Here is a 4,978-nt window from a genome sequence, read left to right as displayed (position 1 = left end):
TGGTAGTTGAGCTTAGACTCGATTGAGAGAATTGGTTAAAACAAACCCAAACGAACACACTTAGCGGTCGACTCTGTGCCTGGCCGCATACAAACACAGCATTTCCATCGCTAATGTCGCCGCCGCCAGCGAGGTAATGTCCGCGTGATCATAGGCCGGCGCAACTTCGACCACGTCCATGCCAACCAGATTGATCCCGCGTAATCCGCCCAAAATCTCGAGCGCCTGCACGGTACTCAAGCCACCACACACCGGCGTCCCCGTGCCTGGGGCGAAAGCCGGGTCGAGGCAATCGATATCGAACGTCAGGTACACCGGGTTATCCCCTACCCTCGCCCGGATCGCTTCGACAATCGCCTCGCAGCCCTGGCGATGCACCTGACGTGCATCGAGCACCTGGAAACCCTGCTGATCGTCATTGGTGGTGCGCAAGCCGATTTGCACGGAACGCGACGGATCCACCAGCCCTTCCCTGGCCGCATGCCAGAACATGGTGCCGTGGTCGACCCGCTTGCCGTCCTCGTCCGGCCAGGTATCGCTGTGGGCGTCGAAGTGGATCAGCGACAACGCACCATGTTTGCGTGCATGGGCCTTGAGCAGCGGGTAAGTAATGAAGTGATCGCCGCCGAACGTCAGCATGGCGCTGCCGCTGTTCAGGATGTGCTCGGCGTGGGCTTCAATGGTTTCCGGTGTCGCGTGCGGCGAACCGTAATCGAAGTCGCAATCGCCGTAGTCGATGACGGCCAAGTGATCGAACGGATCAAAGGTCCACGGCCAATGGCGTTCCCAGGCAATTCCTGTGGACGCTGCGCGAATCCCGCGGGGTCCGAAACGTGCGCCGGGGCGGTTGCTGGTGGCGGTGTCGAACGGCACACCGCTGACCGCGACGTCAACACCGCGCAAGTCGCGGCTGTAGCGACGGCGCATGAAACTGGTGATACCGGCGTAGGTGCTTTCGGCGGCAGTGCCATAAAGGCTGTCGCGGGTCATGGCCTGATCGTTTTTCATCGGGACGTCCATGGGCTTCTCCTTTTTTGTTATTGGCGGCTACGGAAGGTGGTCCACAAGCGAGTGCGTGAACGCAGGTCCTTGAGACTCATGCTTTGGTCGGCGTACAGGCGTTCGCGCACATCGGGCAGTGGAAAGATGTCCGGGTCGGTGCGCACTGCTTCATCCACCAGCGGGGTTGCGGCCTGGTTGGCGGGGGCAAAAAACAGCGTGTTGGTCAGCGCCGCCACGGATTCAGGGCGCAGCATGAACTCAATAAAGGCCCGGGCTTCTTCGGGGTGCGGTGCGTCCTTGGGGATTGCCAGGTTGTCCTGCCAGACCAGCGTGCCTTCCTTGGGAATCCGGTACGCCACCTCAAACGGCTTGTTGGCTTTGCGCGCCTGATCGGCGGCCATGCTCGCGTCACCGCTGTAAGTCAGCGCCAGGCACACACTGCCATTGGCCAGGTCGCTGATCTGCCGCCCGGTGGCGACATACAGCACATTCGGCTGCAACTGATGCAACAACGCCTCGGCGGCTGTCAGATCGGCCTTGTCAGTGCTGTAGGGATCTTTACCCAGATAGTGCAGTGCCAGGCCGATGACTTCTTGCGGTGAATCGAGAACCGCGATGCCGCAGTCTTTCAATTTGCTGGCGTATTCCGGTTTGAACAGCAGATCCAGGCTATTGAGCGGCACGTCGGGCAGGCGTTTCTGAACCGCTTCGACGTTCATCCCCAAACCCAGCGTGCCCCAGGTGTACGGCACGCCATAGCGATTGCCGGGATCCACGGCGGCGAGTTTTTCCAGCAGGTCAGGGTCGAGGTTGGCGTAGCCCTTGAGCCCTTCATGGGGGATTTCCTTCAGCGCGCCGGCCGCCAGACCACGGGCCAAGACACTGGACGACGGCACCACCACGTCGTATCCGCTGCCGCCGGTGAGCAGTTTGGTTTCCAGCACTTCCGAAGAGTCGAACGTGTCATAGCGCACGCGAATCCCGGTTTCTTTTTCGAACGCCTGCAAGGTTTCGGGCGCCACGTAATCGGCCCAACTGTAGAGGTTGACCGTCTTTTCCTGCGCCTGAGCCGACACAGCCATGGCGAGGAACAGCGCGGGGAAACTCAGCTTGAACATGGGAGCCATGACCAACACCTGACCAGAGGAAGTGGTGGCAGCGTGCGCGCTCGGATACATTGGCGAAATATCAAGTTTGTTAACCTGACTTTATGGCGGAGTAATGTTTGATGCTCGGGCAACTTCACGACCTGGACCTGCAACTGCTGCGCCTGTTTGTGCGCGTGGTCGAGTGCGGTGGGTTTAGCGCCGCCCAAGGTGAACTCGGCTTGAGCCAGTCGAGCATCAGCCAGCAAATGGCCAAACTCGAAACCCGCCTCGGCTATCGCTTGTGCAGTCGCGGCAAGGGCGGGTTCAAGATCACACCCAAGGGCGAACAGCTGTTGACCGCCACGCGCGGGCTGTTTGAGTCCATCGAAGCGTTTCGTCATCAATCCAACGGCGTGGCGGGCAGATTGATTGGCGAAGTGCGCCTGGGGTTGTCCGAAGCCCTTGATCAATCGGTACTGCAACGGGTGGCGGATGCGATCCGGCGCTTTCGTGAGCGGGACGAATCGGTGCGCATCGAACTGATCAGTGCCATGCCCGGCGAAATGGAACGCTTACTGCTGCAGCAACGGCTGGACCTGGCCATCGGCTATTTCTCCCAGGCGCAGAGCGCGTTCGACTACCGCGAACTGTTCAGCGAAACCCAGCACCTGTATTGCGCCCCTGGGCATCCGCTGTTCACCGATGACGCGCCGAACGACGAAGCACTGCAAGCCTGCGACCGGGTCGATCATCCCTACCGGTTTCTGCGCACCGACGAACCGTTTCAAGGAAAATTGTGTTCGGCGCGCTCGGAGCAAGTCGAAGGCACCCTCGCCTTTATTCTGTCCGGCAAACACGTGGGGTATTTGCCCAACCACTTTGCCCGCAGCTGGGAAGACAAGGGGTTGTTGCGCGCCGTGCGTCAGGACGAAATGAGTTTTGAGGTAGCGTTTCATTTGGCGCGGCATCGTGCGCAAGTGCCGGGTGATGCGCAGAAAGCGTTTGAGCAGGATTTGCTGGCAGCCTTCAGCAAAACCTGACTTTTCAGGCAGTGATCGTTCCCCACGCTCTGCGTGGGAATGCCGCCAGGGACGCTCCGCGTTCCGCTTCTGAATGTGACGCAGAGCGTCACGGGTTGCATTCCCACGCGGAGCATGGAAACGATCGGTGTAAGGCGGCAGATCTTGTTCGTTGCCCTTGATGCCCGCTGCTGGCATTCTGCGCCTCCAATTTCTGACCCGGCCCGCCGTTTGGCTTGTAATCAACCATGACCGCCTCTGAAAAAGCCCCCGCTGCGCGCAATAACGACCTGATTTACGGCCTCAACGACCRCCCGCACCTGACCGCCACCGTGTTCGCCGCCCTGCAACATGTACTGGCGAGTTTTGTCGGCATCATCACGCCGACCCTGATCATGGGTGGCGCCCTCGGCCTGCAAAGTGAAATACCCTACCTGATCAGCATGGCGCTGTTCGTGTCGGGCCTGGGCACCTTTGTTCAAGCGCGACGGTTCGGCCCGGTTGGTTCTGGCTTGCTGTGTCTGCAAGGCACCAGTTTCTCGTTCATCAGTGTGATTCTCAGTGCCGGATTCATGGTCAAGGCACGGGGCGGCGGCACCGATGAAATCCTTTCGACGATCTTCGGCGTGTGCTTCTTTGCGGCGTTTATTGAAGTGGCGCTGAGCCAGTTCATCGGCAAACTGCGGATGCTGATCACCCCAGTGGTGACCGGCACCATCATCACCTTGATGGGCTTATCGCTGATCAAAGTGGCCATGACCGACATCGCCGGCGGCTTCGGTGCGGTGGACCTCGGTGCGACCAGTCATTTGGCGCTGGCAGCCTTGGTGCTCGGTACTATTGTGCTGTTGAACCGGGTCGATGTGCCCTTTCTGCGCCTCGGCGCCATCGTCATCGGCCTGACCCTGGGTTATGTCGTGGCCTGGCTGATGGGTGATGTCAACTTCGCCAGCCTGCCTGACGTACCGCTGATGAGCGTGCCGGTGCCGTTCAAGTACGGCTTTAACTTCGACTGGGTCGCGTTTGTGCCAATCGCGGTGATTTTCCTTGTGTCGCCGCTGGAAGCCGCCGGTGACCTGACCGCCAACTCGATGATTTCCCGGCAGCCGGTCAAAGGCCCTATCTACATTCGCCGGATCAAATCCGGACTGCTTGCCGACGGCCTTAACTCGGCGATGGCTGCCGTGTTCAACAGCATGCCAATGGTCACCTTTGCCCAGAACAACGGCGTGATCCAGCTCACCGGTGTCGCCAGTCGCTATGTGGCGTTCTTCATCGCCGGCTTGCTGGTGCTGCTGGGGTTGTTCCCGATGATCGGCGCGGTGCTGCAACTGATGCCGAAACCCGTGCTTGGCGGCGCCGAACTGGTGATGTTCGGCACAGTGGCGGTGGCCGGGATCAAGATCCTCGCCGAAGCCGGCCTGCATCGGCGCAACATGCTGATCGTGGCGATTTCCCTCGGCATGGGCCTGGGTGTGGCCGCAGTACCGGAGGTGTTGCGCGAGTTGCCGATGGCGCTGCACAACATTTTTGAATCACCGATTACCGTCGGGGCGTTGTGCGCTATCGTGCTGAATATCTTCCTGCCCGAGGAATTCATCGAGCTGGAAGAAGACGATTTCGACCCGGAAGCCTCAATCCTTCAGGTCATGGAAAACCCCGATGTGCCGGCAAAGGCTGAACCCGCAACGCCCGGGATGATCGCGCAGGTGAACCGCTCGTAAGGAAACACAAACCCATGTGGCAGCGACGGTACAACGATTCGACCTGCTCGCGATATCGGTGTGCCAGTCAACTTCAATGCTGAWTGATAATTCGCTATCGCGAGCAGGCTCGCTCCCACAAGGGGTTATGGGGTGAATCGGACCC

General features: G+C 59.9%; 4 protein-coding genes. 2 read left to right on the top strand and 2 right to left on the bottom strand.

Going from position 1 to position 4,978, the window contains the following annotated elements; all coding sequences use genetic code 11:
• Positions 1 to 60: 60 nt before the first annotated feature.
• Together speB and AC1DRJ_RS19035 are read right to left on the bottom strand one after the other, a co-directional pair.
• Positions 61 to 1,020 carry an agmatinase gene (speB, locus tag AC1DRJ_RS19040; protein WP_477803511.1) on the bottom strand — a complete coding sequence of 320 codons (960 nt, stop codon included), beginning with the start codon at positions 1,018 to 1,020 and terminating at the stop codon, positions 61 to 63.
• 17 nt (positions 1,021 to 1,037) lie between these two features.
• On the bottom strand, positions 1,038 to 2,129 hold the full coding sequence (locus tag AC1DRJ_RS19035) for a polyamine ABC transporter substrate-binding protein (protein WP_477803510.1): 1,092 nt from the start codon (positions 2,127 to 2,129) through the stop codon (positions 1,038 to 1,040).
• 101 nt (positions 2,130 to 2,230) lie between these two features.
• Between AC1DRJ_RS19035 and AC1DRJ_RS19030 the strand changes: the two genes are divergently transcribed.
• On the top strand, positions 2,231 to 3,130 hold the full coding sequence (locus tag AC1DRJ_RS19030) for a LysR family transcriptional regulator (RefSeq protein ID WP_477803509.1): 900 nt from the start codon (positions 2,231 to 2,233) through the stop codon (positions 3,128 to 3,130).
• 227 nt (positions 3,131 to 3,357) lie between these two features.
• A complete protein-coding gene (locus AC1DRJ_RS19025) occupies positions 3,358 to 4,833 on the top strand; it encodes a nucleobase:cation symporter-2 family protein (protein ID WP_477803508.1) in 1,476 nt (491 codons plus the stop codon).
• Positions 4,834 to 4,978: the final 145 nt, after the last annotated feature.

This window comes from Pseudomonas sp. P5_B2 (assembly GCF_056400445.1).
This window is presented reverse-complemented; position numbering and strand designations above follow the sequence as displayed.

What these genes read in the sequence shown, in the direction of transcription:
- speB (WP_477803511.1), bottom strand. Translation starts at nt 1,020, where the DNA reads ATGGACGTCCCGATGAAAAACGATCAGGCCATGACCCGCGACAGCCTT.
- AC1DRJ_RS19035 (WP_477803510.1), bottom strand. Translation starts at nt 2,129, where the DNA reads ATGGCTCCCATGTTCAAGCTGAGTTTCCCCGCGCTGTTCCTCGCCATG.
- AC1DRJ_RS19030 (WP_477803509.1), top strand. Translation starts at nt 2,231, where the DNA reads ATGCTCGGGCAACTTCACGACCTGGACCTGCAACTGCTGCGCCTGTTT.